At 59.2% G+C, this 24,482-nt stretch carries 25 protein-coding genes and 1 tRNA gene; 11 read left to right on the top strand and 15 right to left on the bottom strand.

What is annotated here, in order from left to right; translation table 11 throughout:
• Positions 1-69 precede the first annotated feature (69 nt).
• Entirely contained in the window at positions 70-1,152 is a 1,083-nt protein-coding gene (locus N7578_RS07195; RefSeq protein WP_311109591.1) for an enoyl-CoA hydratase/isomerase family protein, read from the bottom strand.
• 280 nt (positions 1,153-1,432) lie between these two features.
• Here N7578_RS07195 and N7578_RS07190 point away from each other — a divergent pair, with 280 nt between their 5' ends.
• On the top strand, positions 1,433-1,675 hold the full coding sequence (locus tag N7578_RS07190) for a DUF2934 domain-containing protein (RefSeq protein ID WP_311109590.1): 243 nt from the start codon (positions 1,433-1,435) through the stop codon (positions 1,673-1,675).
• Between the two features lie 93 nt (positions 1,676-1,768).
• On the opposite strand, the gene N7578_RS07185 is transcribed toward N7578_RS07190, so the two are convergent.
• The gene (locus tag N7578_RS07185; RefSeq protein ID WP_311109589.1) at positions 1,769-2,491 is read right to left on the bottom strand and encodes an SH3 domain-containing protein; all 723 of its coding nucleotides are present in this window, start codon (positions 2,489-2,491) and stop codon (positions 1,769-1,771) included.
• Between the two features lie 255 nt (positions 2,492-2,746).
• Here N7578_RS07185 and ubiG point away from each other — a divergent pair, with 255 nt between their 5' ends.
• Positions 2,747-3,493: a bifunctional 2-polyprenyl-6-hydroxyphenol methylase/3-demethylubiquinol 3-O-methyltransferase UbiG gene (gene ubiG / locus N7578_RS07180; RefSeq protein ID WP_311109588.1), complete on the top strand. Its 747-nt coding sequence runs from the start codon at positions 2,747-2,749 to the stop codon at positions 3,491-3,493.
• Between the two features lie 8 nt (positions 3,494-3,501).
• Here ubiG and N7578_RS07175 read toward each other — a convergent pair whose 3' ends face one another.
• From N7578_RS07175 to N7578_RS07155, 5 genes are read right to left on the bottom strand one after another with little or no spacing between them, the layout of a single operon-like run.
• A complete protein-coding gene (locus tag N7578_RS07175) occupies positions 3,502-4,071 on the bottom strand; it encodes a DUF3291 domain-containing protein (protein WP_311109587.1) in 570 nt (189 codons plus the stop codon).
• Between the two features lie 7 nt (positions 4,072-4,078).
• Positions 4,079-4,507: a DUF1178 family protein gene (locus tag N7578_RS07170; RefSeq protein WP_311109586.1), complete on the bottom strand. Its 429-nt coding sequence runs from the start codon at positions 4,505-4,507 to the stop codon at positions 4,079-4,081.
• A complete protein-coding gene (locus N7578_RS07165; RefSeq protein WP_311109585.1) occupies positions 4,504-5,364 on the bottom strand; it encodes a carbon-nitrogen hydrolase family protein in 861 nt (286 codons plus the stop codon). Before N7578_RS07165 ends, N7578_RS07170 begins: the two co-directional genes overlap by 4 nt.
• Before the next feature lie 18 nt (positions 5,365-5,382).
• The gene (gene grxC, locus N7578_RS07160) at positions 5,383-5,637 is read right to left on the bottom strand and encodes a glutaredoxin 3 (RefSeq protein ID WP_311110081.1); all 255 of its coding nucleotides are present in this window, start codon (positions 5,635-5,637) and stop codon (positions 5,383-5,385) included.
• Between the two features lie 58 nt (positions 5,638-5,695).
• Positions 5,696-6,475, bottom strand: a complete 780-nt coding sequence (locus tag N7578_RS07155; protein WP_422646673.1) for a ComF family protein — start codon at positions 6,473-6,475, stop codon at positions 5,696-5,698.
• A gap of 95 nt (positions 6,476-6,570) precedes the next feature.
• Between N7578_RS07155 and N7578_RS07150 the strand changes: the two genes are divergently transcribed.
• Positions 6,571-7,452 (top strand): methyltransferase domain-containing protein, encoded by an 882-nt coding sequence (locus N7578_RS07150; protein ID WP_311109583.1) that lies wholly within the window; start codon positions 6,571-6,573, stop codon positions 7,450-7,452.
• A gap of 14 nt (positions 7,453-7,466) precedes the next feature.
• On the opposite strand, the gene N7578_RS07145 is transcribed toward N7578_RS07150, so the two are convergent.
• The 6 genes from N7578_RS07145 to N7578_RS07120 all read right to left on the bottom strand — a co-directional run bounded on the left by N7578_RS07145 (position 7,467) and on the right by N7578_RS07120 (position 11,670).
• The gene (locus N7578_RS07145; RefSeq protein WP_311109582.1) at positions 7,467-7,640 is read right to left on the bottom strand and encodes a Flp family type IVb pilin; all 174 of its coding nucleotides are present in this window, start codon (positions 7,638-7,640) and stop codon (positions 7,467-7,469) included.
• 120 nt (positions 7,641-7,760) lie between these two features.
• Positions 7,761-8,081, bottom strand: coding sequence for a hypothetical protein (locus tag N7578_RS07140; protein ID WP_311109581.1), 321 nt, complete (start codon positions 8,079-8,081; stop codon positions 7,761-7,763).
• Between the two features lie 205 nt (positions 8,082-8,286).
• Complete coding sequence (gene mutT, locus N7578_RS07135; RefSeq protein WP_311109580.1) at positions 8,287-8,700, bottom strand: 8-oxo-dGTP diphosphatase MutT; 414 nt, start codon at positions 8,698-8,700, stop codon at positions 8,287-8,289.
• Positions 8,700-9,470, bottom strand: a complete 771-nt coding sequence (locus N7578_RS07130) for a GNAT family N-acetyltransferase (RefSeq protein WP_311109579.1) — start codon at positions 9,468-9,470, stop codon at positions 8,700-8,702. The genes mutT and N7578_RS07130 overlap by 1 nt, the downstream gene beginning before the upstream one ends.
• An 18-nt stretch (positions 9,471-9,488) precedes the next feature.
• Positions 9,489-10,730 (bottom strand): bifunctional glutamate N-acetyltransferase/amino-acid acetyltransferase ArgJ, encoded by a 1,242-nt coding sequence (gene argJ / locus N7578_RS07125; RefSeq protein ID WP_311109578.1) that lies wholly within the window; start codon positions 10,728-10,730, stop codon positions 9,489-9,491.
• Positions 10,731-10,812: 82 nt separating this feature from the next.
• A complete protein-coding gene (locus N7578_RS07120) occupies positions 10,813-11,670 on the bottom strand; it encodes a peptidylprolyl isomerase (RefSeq protein WP_311109577.1) in 858 nt (285 codons plus the stop codon).
• Positions 11,671-11,914: 244 nt separating this feature from the next.
• On the opposite strand from N7578_RS07120, the gene secA reads away from it, so the two are divergent.
• The 5 genes from secA to N7578_RS07095 all read left to right on the top strand — a co-directional run bounded on the left by secA (position 11,915) and on the right by N7578_RS07095 (position 19,655).
• On the top strand, positions 11,915-14,620 hold the full coding sequence (gene secA, locus N7578_RS07115; protein WP_311109576.1) for a preprotein translocase subunit SecA: 2,706 nt from the start codon (positions 11,915-11,917) through the stop codon (positions 14,618-14,620).
• A gap of 116 nt (positions 14,621-14,736) precedes the next feature.
• The gene (locus N7578_RS07110; RefSeq protein ID WP_311109575.1) at positions 14,737-15,630 is read left to right on the top strand and encodes a DMT family transporter; all 894 of its coding nucleotides are present in this window, start codon (positions 14,737-14,739) and stop codon (positions 15,628-15,630) included.
• 80 nt (positions 15,631-15,710) lie between these two features.
• Positions 15,711-16,910, top strand: a complete 1,200-nt coding sequence (locus N7578_RS07105; protein WP_311109574.1) for an acyltransferase family protein — start codon at positions 15,711-15,713, stop codon at positions 16,908-16,910.
• Positions 16,911-16,956: 46 nt separating this feature from the next.
• On the top strand, positions 16,957-18,381 hold the full coding sequence (gene uppV / locus N7578_RS07100) for a Wzx-type polysaccharide biosynthesis protein UppV (RefSeq protein ID WP_311109573.1): 1,425 nt from the start codon (positions 16,957-16,959) through the stop codon (positions 18,379-18,381).
• An 8-nt stretch (positions 18,382-18,389) separates the two neighbouring features.
• Positions 18,390-19,655, top strand: a complete 1,266-nt coding sequence (locus tag N7578_RS07095) for a GNAT family N-acetyltransferase (RefSeq protein WP_311110080.1) — start codon at positions 18,390-18,392, stop codon at positions 19,653-19,655.
• A 66-nt stretch (positions 19,656-19,721) separates the two neighbouring features.
• Here the strand turns inward: N7578_RS07095 and N7578_RS07090 are convergent, their stop codons facing one another.
• Positions 19,722-20,342, bottom strand: a complete 621-nt coding sequence (locus tag N7578_RS07090; RefSeq protein ID WP_311109572.1) for a hypothetical protein — start codon at positions 20,340-20,342, stop codon at positions 19,722-19,724.
• Positions 20,343-20,641: 299 nt separating this feature from the next.
• Between N7578_RS07090 and N7578_RS07085 the strand changes: the two genes are divergently transcribed.
• From N7578_RS07085 to N7578_RS07075, 3 genes are all read left to right on the top strand, one after another.
• Positions 20,642-20,726, top strand: a tRNA-Leu gene (locus N7578_RS07085).
• Between the two features lie 217 nt (positions 20,727-20,943).
• On the top strand, positions 20,944-22,815 hold the full coding sequence (recQ, locus tag N7578_RS07080; protein WP_311109571.1) for a DNA helicase RecQ: 1,872 nt from the start codon (positions 20,944-20,946) through the stop codon (positions 22,813-22,815).
• 372 nt (positions 22,816-23,187) lie between these two features.
• On the top strand, positions 23,188-23,703 hold the full coding sequence (locus N7578_RS07075; protein ID WP_311109570.1) for a disulfide bond formation protein B: 516 nt from the start codon (positions 23,188-23,190) through the stop codon (positions 23,701-23,703).
• A gap of 54 nt (positions 23,704-23,757) precedes the next feature.
• On the opposite strand, the gene N7578_RS07070 is transcribed toward N7578_RS07075, so the two are convergent.
• Entirely contained in the window at positions 23,758-24,315 is a 558-nt protein-coding gene (locus N7578_RS07070; RefSeq protein ID WP_311109569.1) for an HNH endonuclease, read from the bottom strand.
• Positions 24,316-24,482 lie beyond the last annotated feature (167 nt).

The raw sequence follows: 24,482 nt of genomic DNA, 5'->3' as shown, positions 1-24,482 counted from the left end.
ACGGAAAAAAGGAAGAACGATATTTCGCCCGGTAGTTGCAGGCGGATTTCTTTTGCGCCGCAACACATATCAGAGACGATGTTCGGGAAACAACCTTCCGGTGTGCTCCGTCACATAGAGGCGGATATCTTCCTCCGTCACTTCATCCAGCGTCGCAGGCGACCAGCGTGGATTGCGGTCCTTGTCGACCAGGGCAGCGCGCACACCTTCATAAAAATCGTGACCGCGCAATATTTCAGCGCCCGCTGCGAACTCGCGCTCCAGACATTCCATCAGACTGGAGCTTTCACGACCGAGGCGCAGAAGCCGCAACGTCAGTTTCAGGCTGGTTGGCGACCGCTTATGCAAAATCTCCAGAGTATCGCGTGAGAACACATCCGTATTGTGTCGCAGAGCCTCGATGATCTCCTCGACGCTATCGAAGCGGAATGCCGCATCGATCTTTTCGCGATTGGCGGCAACGGTGCTTCCACCTGCATCGCCTATGTGTTTGCGGATCACGATTTCCACGGCATCCGCGTCAGCCACATCAGCCAGTTCGGCGACGAGCCCGGGCAGGCGCTCGGAAGGGACGAACCAGTCGGCAAGGCCTGCGTGGATGGCATCGGCGGCGGTGACGATGTTGCCCGTCAGGCCGAGCCACGTGCCGGTTTCGCCCGGCGCTTTCGGAAGGAGCCATGTTGCACCGACATCGGGGAAATAACCGATCCCGGTTTCCGGCATTGCCAACCGGGTACGTTCGGTAACGATGCGGTGACTGCCATGCGCCGAAATGCCGACACCGCCGCCCATGACGATACCGTCCATCAGGGCAACATAGGGTTTGGAAAAATGGGCGATACGATAATTGAGCGGAAATTCGTCGCGCCAGAACCGCAGCACATCGGGGTCACCCGCCTTGCCCAGATCATGGATGATGCGGACATCACCGCCCGCGCAGAGGCCTCGTTCCCCTTCGCCGGACAGCACGACACAGGCCACATCGGCATCGTCCTCGAATCCTGCCAGCGCCTCGCTCATGGCATGAACCATCGGAAGCGTCAGGCTGTTGATGGCTTTAGGGCGATTGAGGCGAATGTGACCTGCGTGACCACGCGTTTCGACCACGACACTTTCCACGACATTCTCAGCCGCGTCCGTTGGAACATTCACCGGCCTCTCCCTTCCGATCTGTTTTCCTCATTCTGGCCGCCGCGGCCCGATCACGCAACGGTGATCTTTCCATGTAGGAACGCCTTTCATTCAAAAGGCTTTGAACGGCAATAAATACCGAAAATCCGCTTTCGCAATGCAGCATGTTTGCTTGACGCCTTGGCGATCATGGCATGTAATGACATCTGGAAATGCCGGCATTGATTCCTGTCGAGCGTGTGCCGGACCAACGCGACGTATCGCCTTTCACAGGCGCTGTTAACAGCAACGGGAGACGAGCATGCAGGTTTCGGAACATGAGTGGATCAGCAAACGGGCCTACACCCTTTGGGAAAAGGAAGGCCAGCCGCACGGCCGCGACGCGGATCATTGGGAGCAGGCAAAAGGCGAATACGCGCTGTTGAAGACATCCGAGGCGACCAAGCCAGCCGCCCGCAAGAAAGCAGCCCCGAAAACAACCGCTAAAGAAACTTCGGCCGCAGTTCCCAAGACCCGCGCCAAGAAGGCCATCGCCGCCGAATAGGGCACGCCCCGACCGTAATGGCGAGCGTCATTTCAAGGATGCGGTGCACAAATGCAGAAGGTCCGGCACCTCGCACCGGACCTTTGCTGCTTGTCAGTTACCGCAATTCGGATCGTCCGGGCTGCAAGGCATCCGCCTCATGCGCGGTTGGTCGTCATTGCCGTCGTCCCACTGCATGACATTGCGGCCACGTGGCTGATCATACTGGCTGCGGTCGTCACCGCGCTGCTCGCTACGACGCCATTCATCACGGCGCGGGCGTTGATCCTGATTCCAGTCGCCATGACGCTGTTCCCAGCGCCCATCGTTCGGACCGCCACCCTGACGCGGATCGCGCCATTCGTCACGCGGCGGGCGGGGACGATCCCAGTCAGCGCGCGGCGGCGGAGCGTTCCAATACCCGCCGGAAGGCGGAGGACGACGCCAGCGGTCGCGGTCGCGGTAGAAGTCGCGGTCGCGATAATAGCGGTCCCAGTAACGCCCGACCTCGAAGGTAATGATCGGAACGCCGAGATCGCGATAATAACGCGGCTCGACATAAACACGGTTCTGACGATAGGTCGTCATGATGTATCGTCCGGCGACCCAGCCGCGACCACCCGCGAACGATACGTCGCACCAAGGCGTATCCGACAGGCAGCCATTGACCACCAGAGGAGCGCCGTTCGGCACGACGACGACAGCCGGATAGGCCGTGCTCGGACCCGAGCGCATATTCACATTGGCCGTCGCGAAGCCGCGCGTCGCAGCTTCGGCAAGCGCCGGAGCAGCAAGCATCGCCAGCATCGCGATAGCGCCTAACAGTTTTTTCTTCACGTCTTTCTCCTCCGGCAAGGCAGCGCCTTACCTTCTTCAGCTTCACCATCGCCAGTGGGCAGCGATTGCGCATGCGCGCTGCCAGATGCGAAAATACGCGTTCGACCATGAACGCAGCATGAAACCAGGCAGGGCTCATCCGAGTTCCATGCGACGAGATATCGCCGATATTTTGTCGCCCAGGGGAAGCCACCGGCCTTGACTTCAATGGGCAATCATCCGACTTCAGTCATTGGAAAAAAACGGAGCATACCCATGAGCGAAACCGCAAAAACGACTGTCGACCAGAGCGAAGTTGACCGCTTCTCGGCAATGGCGGCGGAGTGGTGGAGCCCGACCGGAAAGTTCCGGCCGTTGCACAAGTTCAATCCCGTCCGTCTCGAATATATCCGCAACCGCATCTGTGAAAATTTTGGCCGCGATCCGAAGGCGCATCGCCCGCTCGATGGCATCCGTGTCCTCGATATCGGCTGCGGCGGCGGCCTTCTGTCAGAGCCGGTGGCGCGCATGGGGGCAGAGGTCGTGGGCGCCGATCCATCCGAAAGGAACATCGGCATTGCCTCCACCCACGCGCAGGAGAGCGGCGTCACGGTCGATTATCGCGCCGTGACAGCCGAGCAGCTGCAGGAAGCGGGCGAAACCTTCGATGTCGTGCTGAATATGGAGGTCGTCGAGCATGTGGCCAATGTCGACCTGTTCGTCACGACCTGCGCGAAGATGGTGCGCCCGGGTGGATTGATGTTCGCCGCCACCATCAACCGTACGCTGAAAGCCCGCGCGCTTGCCATCTTCGCCGCCGAGAACGTGTTGCGCTGGCTGCCACGCGGCACCCACCAATACGAAAAGCTGGTGCGCCCGGAAGAGCTGGAACGGCCGATTGTTGCCAGCGGCATGGATATCGTTCACCGCACCGGCGTCTTTTACAACGTGCTCCAGGACCGCTGGAACCTCTCGCCGGACATGGATGTGAATTACATGATGCTGGCCAAGCGTCCGGCATAGGCGGCCATTCAGACCGGAATTTCACGCACCGCCGACAGCAGTTCAACCTGACCGGCGGCGTTTCTCTCGGCAATCGCCTTTACCTTGGCGCGATCGATTTCATACGGCTGTGCGTCGGGCGCGAAAGGCCGCTTGAAACTGAAGGCGTAGGATGACGGCCCTTTGTCGTGCAGATACTCAAATCGCTCGACCGCCTCCGCCCATGTCGGTTGATGCGCTGCATCGACCCACCATAGAACGAGTGCCGGCCATTGCTGCGGAATGTTCCATTTGCTACCGTGTTTCAGCGCCTCTGCATGCACGCCAGAATAGGTGTAGGCCATCAGCGATTCCAGATCACGCCACAGCGAGAAGGATGAAACGCCGCTCCGGGTAGCATTTCCGGTCAGAAATCGCGGGGAGACATGGGCACCCCAGCTTTGAGGTCCGGGTTCGCCTTCATAACCGGACCTTGCGATGAAACCTTCAGCGCGCTCGGCTGCGGCGAAGTTCAGCGGCTCGCGGCGGGCAAACCCGGCAACGGCTGGATCGCCGGATGGAGCGATCTGTATTCCGAAATTGTAGATAGCAACCCGCACCGAGCGCTCAGTTCACGTCGTCGGGCAACACCGGCAGCGGCGCGATCTCGATGCCCTCGTCCAGCAGCGCCTTGGCGTCCTGAACCGATGCCTGACCGATGATGCCGCGCTGATCGGCTTCACCGTAATGGATTTTGCGGGCCTCTTCTGGAAATCTGTCACCGACGTCTTCGGAATTGGCGCGGATATTGGCAACCGCCTCCTTGATCTTGCTGATGGCTTCCTTTCGCGCCGTATCCATGGCCAGCGTCTGCCGTTCGTCCCTTTTTCGAGCCGTCGATACCGATGGCGCCATCAACACCTTGGAAACCTTCAGCGAATTGCACACCGGACAGGACAGGAAACCGCGCGCGAGCTGATTGTCGAAATCATCGCTGCCTGCAAACCAGCCTTCGAACTCATGGCCTTTTTCACAGGCCAAAGCATACCGGATCACGCCGCTTCTCCTCCGGCCGGGCGTTCGGTGACGACCGTATCCAGCCTGAACTCGCGGGCGTTCTTGAGATTGGGAATCTTGCCACGCGCGGACGCGACAAGAGACGGATCGATTTCGGCAAAGATGATCTCCTCACCGGCACCGCCAGCGATCGCCAGAACCTTGCCCCACGGATCGACAATGATGGAATGGCCGAATGTCTCGCGCCCATCCTCATGCACGCCGCCCTGTGCAGCGGCAATGACGAAAGCGCCGTTTTCGATGGCGCGGGCGCGCAGCAGGATTTCCCAATGCGCTTCGCCCGTCTGGCGGGTGAAGGCAGCGGGAACGGTCAACACCTCGGCGCCGGCCACGGCCTCGGCGCGGAAAAGCTGCGGGAAACGCACATCGTAACAGATTGCAAAGCCGAATTTCGCCAGCGGCAACTCGGCGACACGCGCCTCCGCACCCGGCTCATAGGCCGCACTTTCGCGCCAGCTTTCACCGTTATCGAGATCAACGTCGAACATGTGGATCTTGTCATAGGTGCAGATCCGTGTTCCGTCCGGCGCAAACAGGAAACCGCGATTGGCAATCTTGCCATCCGTCCGGGCAATCGCCGTCGATCCGACATGAACATAGATGCCCAGTTCACGGGCGAGCCGCGCCGCCGTTGCCACGATGACATCGCCGTCCTCATCCCTGAGAACAGCGCGCAGTTCCTGCCGGTTTTTCTGGAGTGCTCCGGTCATTTCCGGGGTCTGGACATAAACCGCCCCTTGAGCGGCCGCGTCACGGACAAGACGCTCCATATCGGCGGCATTCCTGATCGGATCGACGCCGGAACGCATCTGGATGGCAGCAACCTTGAACGTCATGGCATCCTCCAGTCGTGATCAGTTGGCCAGCAGCGGATCGAGCTTGCCGGCGCGGTCCAGCGCGTGCAGATCGTCACAACCACCGACATGCTGCCCGTTGATGAAAATCTGCGGGAACGTCGTTCCACCCGATTTCTCGATCATTTCCTGCCGGTATTCCGGCGTGTTGGTGGCATTATATTCGGCGTAGTCCACGCCCTTGCTGTCAAGCAGCGCCTTGGCGCGCGCACAGTAGCCACAGAAATCTCGCGTATAGATCGTAACCGATGCCATGTCTTCCAGCCTCACAAACCAGCATGCAAACACTGCCGGTTCCATTTACACTCCTGTTTCATATAGGGCCGGAAACAGCCATTGCAAAGGTCAAAACAGTCACATCGGCGGCACCGGCCTTCTTCAGAACACGGGTCGCAGCCGCCACGGTCGCCCCGGTTGTATAAACATCATCCACGAGAACGACGCGTTTTCCGGCCACGTCCGCTTCGCGACCGGAAGCGATGGCGAAAGCGCCACGCACATTGTCCTGACGTGCCCGCGCGGACAGGCCAACCTGACGCGCCGTCGGCTTGATGCGCAGGAGAGTCCCGGCCAGCAGCGGCCGGTCGGCGATCTGTCCGAGATGCCGCGCCAGTTCGGCCGACTGGTTGAAACGGCGGCGTGTAAACCGGCGACGATGCAGCGGCACCGGCAAAATGCAGTCACAAGCCAGAACCGTCCCGTCGCTTGCACGCAGCATCCAGGAGGCCATGAATCGGGCGAGATCGGTGCGATCCTGATATTTCAGGCGATGCACGAGCCTGCGGGCGGTTCCTTCATGGATGGCCACGGCACGGAGGCGGTTGAACGGCGGCGGCTCGGCAATGGCTTCGGCACTCAACACCCCGTCGCCATGATCGCTCGAAAACGGCAGCCCCAGAACCTCGCAATAGGGTCGTTCTATGAAGGCGACATCCAGCCAGCAATCCGTGCAAAGCGCCCCGTCGTCGCCCGTCATGCAGCCGCAGGCCGCGCAGGTGGGCGGATAAACGATGTGGAAAGCCGAGCGAAGCGCGGAACGCGCCATCACCTGAACAGGCCCGAACATGGAAAACAGACTTTCACCAGCACCCATACGGTTGACTTTAGCCCCGAACGGGTGCCTTTGCGAGAGCAATATGAAAGACGGTTTTCCGGGAACAACGACGGAAAGACCGGAGCAGGCTGACGATGGATATTCTTTTTGACGAAGCCCTGATCGAGACGAACCGCCGCAGGGCGTGGAGCAGACGCGACGACAAGGCGCTGTTTCTTCTCGACATGGCGGCAGAAGAGCTTTCGGACCGTCTGGCCATCGTCGAACGCCGGTTCGAAACGGCCATCGAGCTGCACGGCGCGACCGGCATCACAGCCAGACGCCTCTTGGAAACCGGCAAGGTCGACAGCATTCGCCGCATAGAAACGGATGCCCGTTTCGACACGGACGGGCAAGCGCTGCAGGTAGCCTCGATGGAGCATCTGCCGCTGGAGGAAGCGTCTGCCAATCTCATCGTTTCGCCGCTGGCGCTGCACCTGACCAACGACACGCCGGGCGCGCTGATCCAAATCCGCCGGGCGTTGAAGCCGGATGGCCTTTTTCTCGCCGCCATCCCCGGCAGCGGCACGCTTCAGGAACTGCGTGACGTGCTGCTGTCGACCGAGGCCGAACTGACCGGCGGGGCAAGCCCGCGTGTCATTCCGTTTGCGGACGTGCGCGATGTCGGCGCGCTTTTGCAGCGCGCCGGTTTCGCGTTGCCGGTGACGGATGCGGAAACCTATACGGTCCGTTACGATTCGATTTTTCCGCTGATGCGCGACCTTCGCGCCATGGGCATGGGAAATCCGCTGAAAGCCCGCAGCAGGGCACCGCTCAACCGGGCGTTTTTCATGCGCGCGGCAGAACTTTACGCCGAGCGTTACTCCGATCCCGACGGACGTATCCGGGCAACCTTTTCGATCATCTATGTTTCAGGCTGGGCGCCGCATGAAAGTCAGCAGAAACCGCTGAAGCCCGGCTCGGCCAAGGTGCGCCTTGCCGATGCGCTGAAAACGAGTGAGGTCAAGCTTTCCTGAGCGGAAGGCAGTTTCTAGCCGAGATAGGTGGCGAGTGCGTCCGTGATGGCCTGAAAAATCACGTCCATCTGCGTTCCCATGCTGCGCATTCCGGCGATGATGCTGACTGAAATCAGAGCCGTGATCAGTCCATACTCGACCATGGTTGCGCCGTCTTCGCTACAGCAAAGGCGACGCACGATGCCCATAAATCGATTTTTCCCGTTCAACATCCGGCCCGCCCCCGCGAAACACACTAAGACTTGATCACAAACAACCTCATCATAGAGGCGTTGCGTTTGGAATTCGTTACCGGGAACGATGGAATATCAGCAACCGCGCTCGTTGTTGTAACCCGTAACAACACAGGGCATCTCGGGCATCGGCTGGGTTATGCTGCGACGGATAGAATAGGTCTTGCCGGTATCGGTGTTGTTTTTCAGGATGGAACCGGTGGTCATCATGTCGAGGCTGTCGGGGTACTGGGCGACCCGTGTCGCCGACTTGCCGGCAAGCATCGGGGTCAGGATCAGGGAGAGCGCAATGGCAGCCGTGCCGAAAAGAAGCGCGACATTGAGTACGCCCGTGCGGCGGGATTTATTGGAATAAGAATGACGGTCTTCCACCGTCTTCCAGAAATCCTCGTTCATAGCCAACCTCATGCTGCCCTGTTTACTGCTTCTTTAGAATGAAATTGCCAGAGGGTGCTGAACGATTTCTTAACGCCCGCTCCGTTTTGATACGGGAACCCTGTGGAAAACAGGGGTTTCACGAAGCTGTTATGGTAAAGAGCCTGCATCGGGGGCTGAAACGAGGCTGCGGGCGAAAACCGCAACGGTTTTTCCCATCTCGGCCCTAGAGCAAATCCTGCAGGAACGGGATCAGCGGCTCATCGGCGGGAGGCATGGGGTAATCGCGCAGCGCCTGCGGCTTGACCCACTTGATCGCCTGCCCTTCCCGGCCGTGCGCAATGCCTTCATAGCGACGGCATACATAAAGCGGCATCAGAAGATGAAACGTCTCATAGGTGTGGCTGGCAAAAGTCAGCGGCGCAAGGCAAGCCACTTTCGTCGCGATGCCAAGCTCTTCCTCAAGCTCCCGCACGAGGGTTTCTTCGGGCGTTTCGCCCTGCTCCACCTTGCCGCCGGGGAACTCCCACAGGCCGGCAAGCGACTTTCCTTCCGGACGCTGGGCCAGAAGAATACGCCCATCCTGATCCAGAAGCGCGCAGGCCGCCACGAGAAGGATTTTTCTCTCGACGGCGCTCATCACTGCCCTGCCTTCTTCCAGTAGCGATAGGTATAGGCCTGCGTGAAGCCGAACTTTTCATAAAGCGCGATCGCCGGTCCATTGGTGGAAACCACCTGCAGCCATGCGCTTCTGGCACCGCTGATGCGTGCCCAGCGAAGCGCGGATGACAGCATCTGCGTGCCAAGCCCGCTGCGGCGACGGTCACCGGCAACATCCAGCGAAAGAATGCCGGCCAGATCGTTGTCCTGAACGCAGATGGCGGTCGCAAGCGGGCTGCCCTCGACCTCCTCGTTGATGAACAGGCCAAGCGTCGGCTTGATGGAGCTGACAATTTCGGCAATAGCCGGGCGCAGCGCGGCATCGCCACCGCTGACCTTGAGGCTTGCTTCCACAAAACGGCCGATATCGTGGCTTGGCAGGCTGACGAGGGTTTCCGGCAGCTCCATATCAGAGAGGTCAGCGGTCATCACCTTGACCTCCTCGAACACGGTCCAGCCGTCTTCAGTGAGGAATTCAGCCAGCTGCGGCGGCATAAGCGCCGTTTCGCGCACGACCAGCGGGCGACCGAAATCCTCGAAGCGTTTGCGCGCCTTTTCCAGCCGGATCGCGCAGTTGCCGTAATCCGAGGGATCGAGCGGCACGACGCTGTTGATGCGTTTGGAGGGATGCGATCCCGTCAGCCGGATCTGCCAGCTGCCGTCATAGATAACGGACGAGGCGGGCCATGCCCGGAAGCTGACAGCTTCCAGACGGCGAACCAACGGCAGATTGATGGCGTTTTCCTGCATTCTTTTCGGCTCCAACGGTCAGCTCCGGTAGTCGCCGTTGATTTCGACATATTCCTTGGTCAGATCACAGGTCCACACGGTCGCCGTGCCGTTGCCAAGACCGATATCCACCTTCACCGGAATGTCTTCCTGTTTCATAACGGCGGTCGCCTCGGCTTCCGAATAGTCCGGATCACGCTCACCGTTCACGGCGACACGGACATTGCCGAAAGAGATTGCCAGACGGTCGCGATCAGCCATCTCGCCGGCCTTGCCGACAGCCATGACGACGCGGCCCCAGTTGGCGTCCTCGCCCGCAACCGCAGTCTTGACCAGCGGCGAATTGGCGATGGACAGCGCAATCTTCTTGGCGGCGGCATCGTTTTCCGCGCCTGTCACCGTTACTTCCACCATCTTGCGCGCACCTTCGCCGTCGCGAACGACCTGCAGGGCGAGATCCTTGAGAAGGTCGTTCAGCGCAGCGCGGAACGAGGCAAGGCGTTCGTCATCGGCGCTCGTTACCTTCACCTGGCCGTCTTGCGACGCCGCACCCGTAGCAAACAGCATCAGGGTGTCTGACGTGGACGTGTCGCTGTCGACGGTGACCGAGTTGAATGTCGGGCCGACACCTGCAGACAGAAGCGACTGCAGAGCGCTCGCCTCGATGTCTGCATCCGTGACCACGAAGGACAGCATCGTCGCCATGTCAGGCGCGATCATGCCCGCACCCTTGGCAATACCGTTGATCGTGACCGTGACGCCGCCAATGTCGGCGGTGCGGGTTGCAACTTTCGGATAGGTATCCGTGGTCATGATGGCCTTGGCCGCTTCCTGCCAGAAATCGGCCGTGGCCGAACCGTTCATGTCACCCAGAACGCCCGCGAATTTCGTCGCATCCAGCGGCTCGCCTATCACGCCGGTCGAGGCGAGGAATACCTCACCCTCGGAGCAGCCGACGGCGGCAGCGGCCGATTTTGCAGTAAGCTCGGTCGCAGCCTTGCCCTTAACACCGGTAAAGGCGTTGGCATTGCCGGAATTGACAACAACGGCGCGCGCGACGCCGCCCGCCAGATTGGCGCGGCAGAAATCAACCGGTGCGGACGGGCATTTCGATTTCGTGAACACGCCAGCGACCGCCGCAGGCTTGTCGAACACCATCAGAAGCACGTCCGTGCGGTTCTTGTATTTGATACCGGCAGCAGCAGTCGCCATGCGGACACCGCGAAGGGAAGGCATCTCTGGATAGGATTTCGGAGCGAGCGGAGAAACGGCAACGGACATTCTAAGCGCCTGAAGTTGTTCAAAAATAACTGTAGAAGATGAAAACGGGGCGACCCGTGGCCGCCCCGTGAAAACCAAAATATTACTGCTGTTGCTGCTGCTCTTTGGTGGCTTCGTCGTAGCCCTTCTTGAGCGCCTCATCCATGATTTCGACCTTCTGGTCGGCCTTGGCCTTTTCGATGAGGGCAACATACTTGTCGCGCATGACGAGCTGACGAACCTGCGGCTCTACCTGCTCGAACGCCGGCGGCGGAGCAATACGCTTTTCTTCCAGCTTGATGACGTGGAAGCCGAACTGGGTCTTTACCGGGGTCTTGGTGTAGGCGCCCTTTTCAAGACCGAAAGCAGCTTCCTCGAATTCCGGAACCATGCGGCCCTTGCCGAACCAGCCGAGATCGCCACCGTCATCCTTGTTGGAATCGGTCGACTTTTCCTTGGCGATTTCAGCGAAATCCTTGCCCGAATCAAGCTGCTTGATGACTTCCTTGGCCTCGTCTTCCGTTGCGACCAGGATGTGACGGGCGTGAGCTTCTTCTTCCTGCGGCAGAGCTGCGATTTCCTTGTCGTAGCGCGCCTTCACCTCGTCATTGGTGACAGCATCGACCACGTGCTTGCGGAAATAGGCGTTGTGCAGCTCGCGATCCTGGATGAAGTCCATGCGCTTCTTGAAATCCTCAGTCTTTTCCAGACCTTCGGCAGCGGCATTCTTCACCAGAAGCTTGACGTCGATCGCGCCGGAAAGGGCCGCAACCTTCTTCTGCTCGTCGGGAAGCTGCGCCAGCTGGGGATCAAGGTTGCTCATGGCGAGATCGAGTTCGGACTGGTGGATTTCCAGATCGCCGACTTTTGCGACAACCTTGTCTTCCTGTGCAAAAGCAGGAAGCTGGAGGCCGAGCGTAGCCACAATCACAGCAGCCGCAATTTTATTATAGCGCAACATTTTGAACCTTTCGGAGACAATGCCGGCTCCAGATATGGTTTCCGGCTCTGAAAAAACTTCCAAACACCTGATTGTGGCCATTCTGTAACGGGCAGAACCGTTGACATCATTTGCCCCCCCTCTTATCTGTCACGCAACCTCGCGTCCAGATACGTTTCAGGGCGAAGACCGTCATTTGTTGGTGATACTGGCCAGCAAAAGCGGTAAAGCCCGAGAAAACGGAATTTCAGAAAGGGCCACTAAGATGGTCAGTCTCGGCGGAATAGCCCGCAAGTTGTTCGGTTCGGCAAACGATCGCCGCGTCCGCTCGTTCAGAAGCAAGATTGCAGCCATCGGTGCGCTGGAAGAAGCCACCAAGGCGCTGTCCGACGAAGCCCTCGCGGCAAAGACCGCTGAATTCCGCCAGCAGCTTGCCGATGGCAAGTCGCTTGACGATCTTCTCATCCCGGCCTTCGCTGTCACCCGCGAAGCCTCGCGCCGCGTGCTTGGTATGCGTCCCTTCGACGTGCAGCTGACGGGCGGCATGATCCTGCATCAGGGCGCCATCGCCGAAATGAAGACCGGCGAAGGCAAGACGCTCGTCGCGACGCTCGCCGTGTACCTCAATGCCCTGTCGGGCAAGGGCGTTCACGTCGTTACCGTCAACGACTACCTCGCCAAGCGCGACTCGGGCATCATGGGCCGTCTCTACGGGTTCCTCGGACTCACTACCGGCGTCATCGTGCACGGTCTGGATGACGACCAGCGCCGCGAGGCTTATGCCTGCGACATCACCTACGCGACGAACAACGAACTTGGCTTCGATTATCTTCGCGACAACATGAAGTACGACAAGGCGCAGATGGTCCAGCGCGGCCACAACTACGCCATCGTCGACGAAGTGGACTCCATCCTGGTCGATGAAGCGCGTACACCGCTGATCATCTCCGGCCCGCTGGATGACCGCTCCGACCTCTACAACACCATCGACGCCTTCATTCCGCTGCTGACACCGGAAGACTACGAAATCGATGAAAAGCAGCGTTCTGCCAACTTCTCCGAAGACGGCACCGAAAAGCTGGAAAACCTTCTGCGCCAGGCTGGCCTGTTGAAGGGTGAATCGCTTTACGACGTCGAAAACGTCGCCATCGTTCACCACATCAACAACGCGCTGAAGGCCCACAAGCTGTTCACCCGCGACAAGGACTACATCGTCCGCAACGACGAAATCGTCATCATCGACGAATTCACCGGCCGCATGATGCCGGGCCGCCGTTACTCCGAAGGTCAGCATCAGGCGCTGGAAGCCAAGGAAAAGGTCCAGATCCAGCCGGAAAACCAGACGCTTTCCTCCGTCACGTTCCAGAACTACTTCCGCATGTATGAAAAGCTTGCGGGCATGACAGGTACGGCATCGACGGAAGCTGAAGAATTCGGCAACATCTACGGTCTTGATGTTATCGAGGTTCCGACGAACCTGCCGATCCAGCGTATCGACGAGGACGACGAGGTTTACCGAACCGGTGAGGAAAAATACAAAGCCATCATCGTGGAGATCATGGCGGCTCACGAGCGCAACCAGCCGGTTCTGGTCGGCACGACGTCCATCGAAAAATCCGAACTGCTGGCAAACCTGCTGCGTCAGTCCGGCTTTGAAAACTTCCAGGTTCTGAACGCCCGTTACCACGAGCAGGAAGCCTATATCGTTTCGCAGGCCGGCGTTCCCGGCGCCGTCACCATCGCCACCAACATGGCTGGCCGCGGTACCGACATCCAGCTCGGCGGCAACGTCGACATGCGCCTTGAGCGCGAGCTGGAAGGCATGGAGCCGGGACCGGAGCGTGACGCGAAGGAACAGGCGATCCGCGCCGAGATCAAGGTTCTGAAAGAAAAGGCGCTTGCCGCAGGCGGCCTCTACGTCATCGCCACCGAGCGCCACGAAAGCCGCCGTATCGACAACCAGCTGCGTGGCCGTTCCGGACGTCAGGGCGACCCCGGCCGTTCTAAGTTCTATCTGTCGCTTCAGGACGACCTGATGCGTATCTTCGGCTCCGACCGCATGGATTCGATGCTGACCAAGCTTGGCCTGAAGGAGGGCGAGGCCATCGTTCATCCGTGGATCAACAAGGCTCTGGAACGCGCTCAGAAGAAGGTCGAAGCCCGTAACTTCGAAACCCGCAAGAACCTTCTTAAATACGACGACGTGACGAACGATCAGCGCAAGGTGATCTTCGAGCAGCGTCTCGAACTGATGGAAGCCGACAATATCGGCGAAACCGTCGCCGACATGCGCCACGAAGTCATCGAAGCGCTCGTTGCCAAGCACGTTCCGGAAAATGCCTACGCCGAACAGTGGGATATCGCGGGCCTCAAAGCGGGCGTGGCGCAGTTCCTCAATCTCGATCTGCCGGTCGACGAGTGGGCTAAGGAAGAAGGCATCGCCGAAGACGATATCCTGCATCGTATCACCGAGGCGGCCGACAAATACGCCGCCGAGCGTACCGAACGCTTCGGACAGGATATCATGACCTACGTGGAGCGCTCCGTCGTTCTCCAGACGATCGATCACCTGTGGCGCGAGCACATCGTCAACCTCGATCACCTGCGCTCCGTCGTCGGGTTCCGCGGTTATGCCCAGCGCGACCCGCTGCAGGAATACAAGGCCGAAGCCTTCGAACTGTTCCAGGCGCTGCTGACCAATCTTCGCGAAGCCGTCACCGCACAGTTGATGCGCGTCGAGCTGGTGCAGCAGGAGCCGCAGCAGCCCGAGCTTCCGGAAATGACCGCGCATCATCTCGACCCGCTGACGGGCGAAGATGAACTTGCGCAGGGTTCCGCGGCGTTCGTGCCTGCAGAAAATCGCGATCCGAACAATCCGGTGACGTGGGGCCGTATCGGCCGCAACGAGCTTTGCCCGTGCGGATCCGGCAAGAAATACAAACACTGCCACGGTGTTTACGAGCAGGCCTGATGCCCTGCGAAACGTTTATCGCCCGTAACCTTGGTTGCGGGCGATTTCTTTTGCAATGTTTACCGGCGGCAAGACGTCCGCCTTCCCTTTGAAACAGACTTTCGGACCGTTCAAGCATGAAGCCGGGTGATCTCGCAGCCTACATCTTTCTGGCGCTCGCTTGGGGCCTGTCTTTCCTGCTCCTGCTGCACGTCGTGTCAGCCTTCGGCTGGATCGGCGCGGTTACCCTTCGCTGCCTGATCGCCAGCCTGACGCTCGTTCTCATTGCACGCCTTACGCGCCGCAAACTGCAGTTTTCCGCCGGCTGGAAGGCCTTCGCAATTGTGGGAGCCACAACCGTGGCGGGCCAGCTTATCGGCCTTTCCTACGCCACGCCGCTGATCGGCACGGCCATGGCGGCGATCCTCGTCGCAACCATTCCTCTTTTCTCGATGCTGATTTCGCAGGTCTGGGGTCTGGAGCGCATGACGTCGCAGGGTCTGATCGGCCTCGTTCTCGGTTTCGGCGGTATCGTTCTGCTTGTCGGTTTTCCCGCCGTTCCAATAACCGCACCCTTCCTCCTCGGCTGCGCCGCCGCCATCGCGGCCTGTTTCTGCGCCGCGTATGGCAGCAACTACGCCAGCCATCACCTCAAGGGCATCGGATCGTGGGAGATCACCATCGGCGCCTTTCTGGCCGGTGGCCTGATGACCCTGCCGCTGCTGTTCGCCGTTCCGGTCCCCGTCGCGCCAAGCCTCGCGGACTACGGGTATCTGGTGCTTCTGGCCGTGATGATGAGCAGCCTGACCTACATCACCTATTTTCGTCTGGTATCGAGCATCGGCGCCACGAAGGCGATCAGCGTGGAGTTCGTCGTCACCATCGTTGCCGTACTTGTCGGTGCCTTTTTCCTGAACGAACCGCTCACCGCCATGCAGCTCCTGGGCGCGGTGGTAATCATTGCCGGATGTGCACTCGTTCTCGGACTGGTTCCCGGCCAGAAACAACCTCCCGCTGCATCCGGCGCATGAATTGTTTATTAGTATTTTCCACCAATAGTCGCGCAGAGATGCCGCCGGTCGCGCGAGACCGGTTGCAGCGCGGGGTGAAAATGCAGGCGGGCAGCACACAGCACGAACACTACTGGGATCCCTTGAGAGCCGGCCTCATGCTGCTGGGGGTTCCCTACCACGCCTCTCTGCTCTATAGCGACGCCCTCCCCTGGAGCCTCAAGGATTTCGAGGCAAGCCCGCTTCTGACCACGCTCGGCATCGCGCTCGCCACGTTCCGCATGCCGACCTTTTTTCTGGTCGCCGGTTATTTTTCCGCCATGGCCATCGACCGGAAGGGAAATGGCCCGTGGCTGCAATCGCGCCTCCTTCGACTCGGCATCCCCTTCATCGCCGCCATCCTGCTTCTTGGCCCGTTGCAACTGGTCCTGCTGGACATTGCCGCTGTCGTGAAAGGACAGGCGAAGTTCGGCGAGGCGATTTCCGGCCTGCCACAGAGGCTTGGTCCAAGTTCCAGATGGATCATGCACCTGTGGTTCCTGCCTGCCCTTCTCTTCTATTCCGCCCTTCTCGCCACACTGATGTATGTGCTGGAGCGACGGTCCGGCCGTCTCATCAGACAGGCATTCGATGACGTCAAAAACACATATCCGGTGCCGTTTCTCACAGCTGTGTGCCTGCTCGCAATTCTGTGGGAACTCGCCATCTACGGCACCGTGCTGCTGGCCGCAGGCCGGAACAACGCCATTCTGGATTTCTACGATCGCGCTTCGGACCCTTACGCGCGTTATCTGCCGTTCTTTCTGATCGGAGCAATGCTGAACCGTGACAAGGCGCTTTTCCATCGCTATCGGCAGACGGGCGTGTTGACCGCGATTGTCGCCATTACCGCAATCGCGACGTCGGTCGTGTTGCAGCTGCAGCATCCTTTCGGCACCTCCGCATGGAAGGTGTTGGCATCGGCAATCGCTGCGATTGCGACCAGTCGCGTCCTGCTGGACCTCTGCTGCCGTTACCTCGACAGACCCAACCGCTTCGTGAAACGGCTGGCGGATGCGTCCTTCACCATCTACCTCGTGCATCACCCGCTGATCTATGCGCTCGGCATCCTGTTCATCATGGTCGGCCTGCCGCCCGTTTTCGAATTCGCGATCATCGTGATCGTGACGATCGGCATCGCTTTGTTGCTGCATGGCGCGCTGCGGAAAAGCGACATGGCACTCTTCCTGTTCAACGGCGTGCAAAGACCAACCGACAGGAGGCGTCCAGCGCCGCAGTCAGCCCCCCAAACCCTTCGTTAAGGATGGTCCTGCTACAGTGAGCCACCATTCAACTGGAACTGATGGCGTGCGGATGTTGGCTATCCTGAACAAGGCGGAAAAAGCCCTGCCAGACGGCCTGCGGAAAAAACTCGCGCCGGTTCTGGAAAAGCTTTACGCCATTGTCTCTGGCCGGGACGACGTCGCCCGCGCGCAACGGATGGCGCTGGTCGCCTTCGCCGTCCGTATTGCCAGTGCCGGGATCGCATTCTTTTCCCAGATTATTCTTGCCCGCGTGATGGGTGAATTCGAATACGGCATATTCGCCTTCGTCTGGGTGCTGGTCATTCTGTTCGGCAATCTCTCCTGCCTTGGCTTCCACGCCACGGTCATTCGTTTCCTTCCGGGATACCGGCTGGAGGACGCCAACGACAAAATCATGGGCCTTACCTCCACGGCGCGCATCTTCGCTATGCTTTCCGCCAGTGTGGTGGCGCTGGTCGGTGTCGCCTTTCTGTATTTTTTCGGCGAAACAATCGCCGCCTATTACGTCGTGCCGGTGTTTCTTGCGCTCTTCACGCTACCGATGGTGGCACTCGGCGACGTGTTGAACGGAACTGCGCGGGCAAACGGCTGGGCCATCTCTGCTCTCAGCCCGACCTATATCGTCCGACCGGTCCTCATCCTCGTTTTCATGCTCGCCGCCATTGGCCTTGGCGCAGAAAAGACAGCAACGACGGCGATGCTGACGGCGCTGGCGGCAACCTATGTCACCACGATCAGCCATTTCATCTTCATGAACCGGCGCCTCAACAGGCATTTTCGCAGTGCGACGCGCATCATTCATTTCCGTCACTGGTTGCGTTTCGCCTTTCCGATGTTCCTGATCGACGGCATCGGCTTCCTGATGACGAATTCCGATGTGGTGATCGTGGGCCTTTATCTGCCGCCGGATCAGGTGGGCATCTACTTCGCCGCCGCGAAAACCATCGTGCTGATGCAGTTCGTGTTCTTTTCCGTGCAGGCCGCCGCCGCCCCGCGTCTGGCCGCGCTGATCGCCGCAAACGACAAGGCGGGACTGGCAATCTTTGCAAGCCAGGCCGCGCGTTGGGCCTTCTGGCCTTCCCTTTTCATGGGGCTCGTGGTGCTGGCAGCCGGTCCATTTCTTCTATCCCTGTTCGGCCCCGCCTTCACCCAAGGATATGAGCTGATGTTCTTCCTGTTTGCGGGGTTTCTGGCGAAGGCCGCGATAGGACCGGGAGAAACGCTGCTCAACATGGCCGGCAAACAGAAGTTGTGTGTTTTTCTTTATATTCTTATCTTCGGATGCAACATTGCGCTCAACATGTTACTCATTCCGGTCTATGGTCTGGACGGGGCTGCGGCTGCCGCGGCAATGGCCATGCTGATCGAAGCTGTGCTATTGCATGTCGCTATTCGCCGCACACTCGGGATCGTGCTTTTTGCCTTCAGCGATCTTCGGGCGAATAACGACACGCGGAAGGCGGTTTAACGGTGGCCATGTCCAGCGACCCCAAGAATCCGGATCTCGAAGACCCGCGAATCGCGACGCTTGTGGCCTCGTCTGCGAGGGATCGACCAACGGCGGACAGTAGCAAACGTGTCGGACGCGACGGACGGGAGTTCTGCATCTATCCGGGCAAGCTTGGCTACGAGATGCAGGAGGAACTCGATTACCTTTCCAACCGTGTCATGGAAGCAAATGTCTTCTTCACCGGACGCCTTCTGGCGCCGGCGATGCCACGTCTGGAAGACAAATCGGTGCGCTTTGCGCTGATCCGGGACGAGAACGGCCTTCGAAGCCGCATGCGGCTCCTGATGCCATTTACGGTTGAGAAGCCGGGCTTCTCCATCGGACCTTCGATCATCCGCATCTGGGCGAACCCTTTCGGCCCGCTTGGCACGCCGCTGGTCGACACTGAAGGTGCGCCCGAAACCATCGACAATCTGTTCGACGCTCTCTCCGACAAGGAAATGCGGCTTCCAAACGTGCTGGTGCTTCCGGATATCCGGCTCGACGGCCCCTTCTCGCGGCTCGTCAAGGCCATCGCCATGAGCCGCAACCTGCCTCTGACCATGACTGGCACGTACCAGCGACCGATGCTGGAAAGCCTGCAGGACGGAGATACCTATCTGCAGGAGGCGCTTGCACCGCATCACCTGCGTGAAATGCGGCGCCAATGGCGGCAGCTCGAAAAGCTGGGGGCGGTTTCCTATACGGTCAGCCGACAGGTCAAGGACATCCGTTACCGGATGGAAGAGTTTCTGGCGCTGGAGGCAAGCGGCTGGAAGGGCAAGAAGCGCACAGCTCTGGTCAATGACCGTTACCGCGCAGCCTTCGCACGCGAAGCCGTCAACAACCTTGCCGAAGCCGATGCGGTGCGCATCCATACCATCGACCTGAACGGTACAGCCATTGCGTCCATCGTCGTATTCCTGACGGCGGGGGAGGCTTACACGTGGAAAACGGCATTCGACGAATCCTATGCGAAGTACTCGCCCGGCAAGCTGCTGATCCAGAAACTGACCGACTGGCATCTGGATGACGCCAACATCCTTCGTAGCGACAGCTGCGCGGTTCCGGACCACCCCATCATGAGCCGTTTCTGGAAGGAGCGGCAGGAGATGGGCACGTTGATCGTCGGCCTGACCCAGAACAGCGACCGCGACGTGCGGCAGGTTTCGAGCCATGTCGAGATGTATCGCAGCACGCGCAATCTCGCCCGCAGTCTTCGCCAGAAAATCTTGTCTCTCGGTCGCAAGTAACCGGGACCCAAAAAGAAGGAGGACGCCTTGCGGCGCCCTCCATCCCATCCTGGGGTTTTACCGTCGTTACCGCGATGCCGTACGGATCATCTTGCACAGTTGCGTGAGCGCCGCATCGTATCCGCCACCCAGAATATCGACGCACCGGCGCGCCAGCTTGATCTGGTCGGTGCGCGACATGTCGTTATAGGAGCGGATGGCTTCGCGAATGACGCCCGGAGGAACGCCACCCGGATTGACCGATCCCGGCGCTCCCGGAGTACCTGGTGTCGTCGTGCCGCCGACGCCAACCCCGACGCCCAGACCAACGCCGCTCGATCCACCGACATTGGCGCCAACGTTGGCATTAAGGCCGCCGGAGCCGCCAACGGAGGCATTCACGCCGGCATTGATACCACCCGATCCGCCCACAGAGGCGTTGACGTCAGCGTTCACTCCGTTGCTGCCACCGACGGAAGCGTTCACATCCGCGCCAAGGCCGCCACCGCCATTACCGCCGACACTGGCGCTGGCGTTGACGCCACCGCTGCCGCCAACCGAGGCATCAACGCCCAGCCCACCGCTGCCATTGCCACCAACGCTGGCATTCACTCCATTTTCGCCGCCGACGCTGATATCGAGCGCGTGAGCGCTGATAGGCAGCATCAAACAGACGGACAACATCAAATTGCGAGAAAGCGACCGCATCTTTTCCTCCTTGAATGCGTTTAAGGCCGTCCCGCGCCCCCACATGGACAATCCACAACACCATAATACTTCAATTAGCGATTGCGCATATTCCAATTTATTAATGGTTGCTAATATAGTATTAACCCGAGGTTGCGACTGTCCCTATATGGACAAAGGGCATAAAATGCCCTGCTTTTTCGCCATAAGGCGACGGCTCATTTCGCCCTGTAGAAACAAAGGGAATCGCGCAGATAAACCCGCTTTGGGGTTGCGCGCCGCCCCCGGAGCGTGATAGACGCCGTTGCATTACCACCGTTGCCCCAATGGCGGAATTGGTAGACGCGCCGCACTCAAAATGCGGTTCCGAAAGGAGTGCTGGTTCGATCCCGGCTTGGGGTACCATTACCAGGAAATCATATTGATTTTACTGGATTTTTCAGAAAATCAAAGAAGATTGCGGCGACCGGGATCAAACTGATGGCGACCTGCAATAGCTTTCCTTGACTGCTTCCGTCCCCGAATCGTGATAAATGCGCCATCTTGAATGATCGCTAAACCACGCGTCCCCGCGAGGCTTCTCGCTTGCCGCTCCGGCAACCACCCCTTCGATGGCATACAGATGCAAAACGCTCAAAGACCGCCCGCAACCGATACTCTTTTCAATGGAAACGGGAGCGATAAGCTTCTCGATGCACTCCAGCGGATTTGGGGTTATCCTGCGTTTCGGGGGAAGCAGGCGGATGTGATCCACCATGTCATGGCTGGCAACGATGCATTGGTGCTTTTTCCCACCGGCAAAGGCAAATCGCTCTGCTTCCAGCTGCCGGGTGTGTGCCTTCCCGGCGTGACGGTTGTTGTTTCCCCGCTCATCGCATTGATGAGGGATCAGGTCGAAGAGCTGAAGGCTTTGGGCATCGAGGCCGAGTGCCTTTGGTCGCAGCAATCCGAGGAGGAATCACGCGCGGTCAGATCCAGGCTTCGCGCCGGAAAGCTCAAGCTTCTCTACGTGACACCGGAGCGTGTCGTACTTCCCGGTTTCGCCGATCTGTTCGGCAATGTACCGATATCCCTGATCGCAATCGACGAATGCCACTGTGTCAGCAGTTGGGGTCACAATTTCCGCAAGGATTACCTTGGCCTCGGAAAGCTGAAGGAACTGTATCCCGGCGTGCCGCGCATTGCGCTTACGGCAACCGCCGATCCTCATACCCGTGATGACATCATCCGCCAACTGGACCTCGATAATGCGGCAGTGTTCGTTGACAGCTTCGACCGTCCCAATATCAGCTACCATATTGCGGAACGGGACAATGCGCGCGCCCAGCTTTTGCGGTTCCTTCAGCGTCACGATGGCTCCAGTGGCATCGTCTACTGCCTGTCACGCCGGAAAGTGGAAGAGACAGCGGCGTGGCTGAACGATCACGGCATCAAGGCGCGCCCGTACCACGCGGGAATGGATCCGGCCATCAAGGCGGACAATCAGGATGCATTCAGGATGGAGGAAGACCTCTGCCTGGTCGCCACAGTTGCATTCGGCATGGGCATCAACAAACCGAACGTGCGTTACGTCGCCCATCTTGACCTCCCCTCCTCCGTCGAAGGCTATTATCAGGAAACGGGCCGTGCCGGTCGCGACGGTCTGCCCTCGGAAGCATTCATGATCTATGGCATGCAGGACATCGTCCAGCGCCAGAGAATGATCGATGAAGGACAGGCGACAGACGAGATAAAGCGCATCGAGCGAGCCAAACTCAGCGCACTTCTAGGCATCTGCGAAACTGCCGGATGCCGAAGGAAGGCCATCCTTTCGCATTTCGGGGAAGCGACCTCTGCGTGCTGCGGGAACTGCGATACCTGCAACAATCCCGTCGAAACCTGGGACGGCAGCGAGCCATCCATCAAAGCCCTGGCCGCCGTTTATCGCACGGGCGAACGCTTCGGCGCGGCACATGTCATCGACGTTCTGTTGGGCAAGGAAACGGAGAGGACCCAAAAATTCGGACACAATGAGCTTGCCGTTTTCGGGGTTGGAAAGGAACTGTCTGTTCATGCATGGCAGTCCGTCATCAGACAGCTCCTGGCGCTCGGCTATATCCGCGTTGCTCATGACGAATATGGAGCGCTGAAACTGGAGCCGTCGGCCCATGGTGTCTTCAAGAAGGAAGTCGCGGTTATACTCCGCCGGGACACGGTCGACGCCGTTCGCAAACGCGAACGTGGCAAGCCTGCCGCTTCCGCGGCGAGGGCAAGCATGGCGGCAGAAGACGAAGCGCTGTTCCAGCTATTGCGGGCAGAGCGGCTGGCGATTTCCAAGTCTCTGGGTGTCGCACCTTACGTCGTGTTCCCGGATACGACGCTTATCGCCTTTGCGACCGATCGGCCCACAAACGAAACGGAAATGCTTGCGATATCGGGGGTGGGCGCTCGAAAATTCGCACAATACGGCGCGCAGTTCATGGCGATCATTGCCGAACACGGCAGCAATATATGACGCCTTCAATCCGGCGGCCTTGCGATGCCAAGCGGCAACTTCACGAAACTTTGCTCACGCTGCGACGAACCGTCATGGGGCTTTCGTTTGCAAGCGGCTTCAGACTGGATTAGACGGCTAGGGCGTATCCTTGCTAAATGGAATCGTTCTGCCGGAGCCGATTTTCGACAGGGCAGAGGCGATTGGCGAAGGGCATACCCGAAGGCACGGTCGAGGCAATCGCTTCCGATCCTGGCGGGAAGATGCCCGGCAAAACAATTCCACTTAGCAAGGAGACGCGCCAGTCGATGACTGACTTAATTCCGCCATCGCGCCCGCCTTCTTTGATCCCGTTCTGGGTATCGCTTCTTCGCGAAGTTTGAGGAAAATTACATGGCAAATGCAACGTCCGCAGACAACATCCGCACGCTCGCCGCACTGGCTGTCACGGCAGGAATGATCTTCACCGTGGGCTCCGCACTCGGTTTCCAGCATATTGGCGGTTATACGCCCTGCGCGCTTTGCCTTTTGCAGCGCGATCCTTATTATTATGCCATCCCGGTCGGCATTCTTACGGTCGCAGCAAGCATCTTCAGGCTTCCCGCCCAAATTACCCGCGTGCTCCTCGTTCTCATCGGCATCGCTATGCTGATCGGCGCGGGTATGGGCGTGTATCACGCTGGCGTGGAGTGGGGTTTCTGGGCCGGACCGATCACCTGCGCGACCGGCGCGCCCTCGATCACCACCAATGCAGGCGACCTTCTCGGCAATCTGAATGCCATCAAGGCTCCGTCCTGCAACGAAGCAGCACTGCGGGTGCTCGGCCTGTCCTTCGCGGGATGGAACGTTATCGCAAGCGTCGCTCTCGCAGCCGTCGCATTCTTCGGAGCGAGCCGGAAAATAGCCTGATCGGATAAGCCTGACTGCAACCCGGAGCGTTTCCCGAAAGGAAACGCTCAAAAATCAAGGTTGTAGCTCGGTATCCCAGTAAAGGTAGTCCATCCAGCTTTCATGCAGATAGTTCGGCGGGAACAGCCGCCCGTTATTGTGCAGATCCTGGACCGTCGGCTGAAAAGGCTTCTGGTAAGGGAACATACCTGCCTGTCTCGGAAGCTTGCTGCCCTTCCGCAGATTACAGGGGGAGCACGCCGCAACGACGTTGTGCCAGGTGGTTTCGCCGCCATGGGCGCGCGGAACGACGTGGTCGAACGTCAGGTCATCCCGAGAGCCGCAATACTGGCATTCGAACTTGTCACGCAGGAATACGTTGAAGCGCGTAAAGGCGGGGTTGCGGGTTGGCTGCACATAGGTCTTGAGGCTGACGACACTCGGCAGCCTCATGGAAAAGCTGGGGGATGAAACCGCGTGATCGTACTCGGCAATAATGTTCACACGGTCTAGGAATACGGCCTTGATCGCGTCCTGCCAGGACCATAACGACAAGGGGTAATAACTCAGTGGCCTGTAGTCTGCGTTCAGAACGAGCGCCGGCAGGGCCTGTGGTGAAACTGCAATCGTCAAGGGCGTCTCCTGACCGATTCGGCATCTGCACTTCATATATTAGGGCCGTTGTTACAGGATTGTGAAGCCTATAAATGAAGCGGCGTAACAGCCCTGCTGCAAGCACCATAAATACGCAGAACTCACCATGATGCCGACATAGCAAATTGCCGACCTGATCGTGTCTT

The organism is Agrobacterium tumefaciens, assembly GCF_031801495.1.
In the GTDB taxonomy this organism is placed as follows: domain Bacteria; phylum Pseudomonadota; class Alphaproteobacteria; order Rhizobiales; family Rhizobiaceae; genus Agrobacterium; species Agrobacterium tumefaciens_K.
Note: the sequence above shows the minus strand (reverse complement) of the source record. Positions and strands in the feature narration are given on the sequence as shown.

Coding starts and splice junctions, on each gene's coding strand:
- N7578_RS07190 (WP_311109590.1), top strand. CDS start 1,433: ATGCAGGTTTCGGAACATGAGTGGATCAGCAAACGGGCCTACACCCTT.
- ubiG (WP_311109588.1), top strand. CDS start 2,747: ATGAGCGAAACCGCAAAAACGACTGTCGACCAGAGCGAAGTTGACCGC.
- N7578_RS07165 (WP_311109585.1), bottom strand. CDS start 5,364: ATGACGTTCAAGGTTGCTGCCATCCAGATGCGTTCCGGCGTCGATCCG.
- grxC (WP_311110081.1), bottom strand. CDS start 5,637: ATGGCATCGGTTACGATCTATACGCGAGATTTCTGTGGCTACTGTGCG.
- N7578_RS07155 (WP_422646673.1), bottom strand. CDS start 6,475: ATGGGTGCTGGTGAAAGTCTGTTTTCCATGTTCGGGCCTGTTCAGGTG.
- N7578_RS07150 (WP_311109583.1), top strand. CDS start 6,571: ATGGATATTCTTTTTGACGAAGCCCTGATCGAGACGAACCGCCGCAGG.
- N7578_RS07145 (WP_311109582.1), bottom strand. CDS start 7,640: ATGGGCATCGTGCGTCGCCTTTGCTGTAGCGAAGACGGCGCAACCATG.
- N7578_RS07140 (WP_311109581.1), bottom strand. CDS start 8,081: ATGAACGAGGATTTCTGGAAGACGGTGGAAGACCGTCATTCTTATTCC.
- mutT (WP_311109580.1), bottom strand. CDS start 8,700: ATGAGCGCCGTCGAGAGAAAAATCCTTCTCGTGGCGGCCTGCGCGCTT.
- N7578_RS07130 (WP_311109579.1), bottom strand. CDS start 9,470: ATGCAGGAAAACGCCATCAATCTGCCGTTGGTTCGCCGTCTGGAAGCT.
- argJ (WP_311109578.1), bottom strand. CDS start 10,730: ATGTCCGTTGCCGTTTCTCCGCTCGCTCCGAAATCCTATCCAGAGATG.
- N7578_RS07120 (WP_311109577.1), bottom strand. CDS start 11,670: ATGTTGCGCTATAATAAAATTGCGGCTGCTGTGATTGTGGCTACGCTC.
- secA (WP_311109576.1), top strand. CDS start 11,915: ATGGTCAGTCTCGGCGGAATAGCCCGCAAGTTGTTCGGTTCGGCAAAC.
- N7578_RS07110 (WP_311109575.1), top strand. CDS start 14,737: ATGAAGCCGGGTGATCTCGCAGCCTACATCTTTCTGGCGCTCGCTTGG.
- N7578_RS07105 (WP_311109574.1), top strand. CDS start 15,711: ATGCAGGCGGGCAGCACACAGCACGAACACTACTGGGATCCCTTGAGA.
- N7578_RS07095 (WP_311110080.1), top strand. CDS start 18,390: ATGTCCAGCGACCCCAAGAATCCGGATCTCGAAGACCCGCGAATCGCG.
- N7578_RS07090 (WP_311109572.1), bottom strand. CDS start 20,342: ATGCGGTCGCTTTCTCGCAATTTGATGTTGTCCGTCTGTTTGATGCTG.
- recQ (WP_311109571.1), top strand. CDS start 20,944: ATGCAAAACGCTCAAAGACCGCCCGCAACCGATACTCTTTTCAATGGA.
- N7578_RS07075 (WP_311109570.1), top strand. CDS start 23,188: ATGGCAAATGCAACGTCCGCAGACAACATCCGCACGCTCGCCGCACTG.